2 protein-coding genes are annotated in these 514 nt (G+C 71.0%); both read left to right on the top strand.

What is annotated here, in order from left to right; all coding sequences use genetic code 11:
• Window positions 1-2: 2 nt before the first annotated feature.
• Window positions 3-104, top strand: a complete 102-nt coding sequence (locus L6Q67_RS24620; protein WP_367171696.1) for a sodium-dependent bicarbonate transport family permease — start codon at window positions 3-5, stop codon at window positions 102-104.
• On the top strand, window positions 104-427 hold the full coding sequence (locus tag L6Q67_RS24495) for a transcriptional regulator (protein ID WP_284188317.1): 324 nt from the start codon (window positions 104-106) through the stop codon (window positions 425-427). The genes L6Q67_RS24620 and L6Q67_RS24495 overlap by 1 nt, the downstream gene beginning before the upstream one ends.
• Window positions 428-514: the final 87 nt, after the last annotated feature.

The raw sequence follows: 514 nt of genomic DNA, 5'->3' as shown, positions 1-514 counted from the left end.
CGCTGTCGATCGGCGCGTCGCTGGGCATCACCTTCCCGTTCAACCTGCTGGTCGGCGTGCCGACCTACCACTGGCTCGCCAGCCACCTTGCCGGAGTGATCTGATGAATCTGCCCCTGAGCCTGCGCAGGCTCCTCACCATCATCTGCGAAGCCAGCCTGGAGCCCGAGCTGGTGCGCGAACTGGCCCGCCTCGGGGCCCGCGGCTACACCATCACCGAGGCCCGCGGGCAGGGCGCCCACGGCCTGCGCGACGGGTCGTGGGGGGCGTCGGCCAACATCCGCGTGGAGGTGCTGTGCGACGAGCTGACCGCCGAGGCCATCGTGGACACGCTCCACGCCGGCTACTCGGCCAACTACGGCATGGTGATGTTCGTGACCGACGTGGCCGTGCTGCGGCCGGACAAGTTTCGCGGCGCGCCGGGCTGAGCCTGCCGGGCTCAGTCCTGGTCGGCGAAGGCCGGCAGCTCTTCGAGGACGCGGGCCGGCACCGGCCGGCCGAAGTGATAGCCCTGC

This window comes from Zoogloea sp. (assembly GCF_023150065.1).
Classification (GTDB): domain Bacteria; phylum Pseudomonadota; class Gammaproteobacteria; order Burkholderiales; family Rhodocyclaceae; genus Zoogloea.
This window is presented reverse-complemented; position numbering and strand designations above follow the sequence as displayed.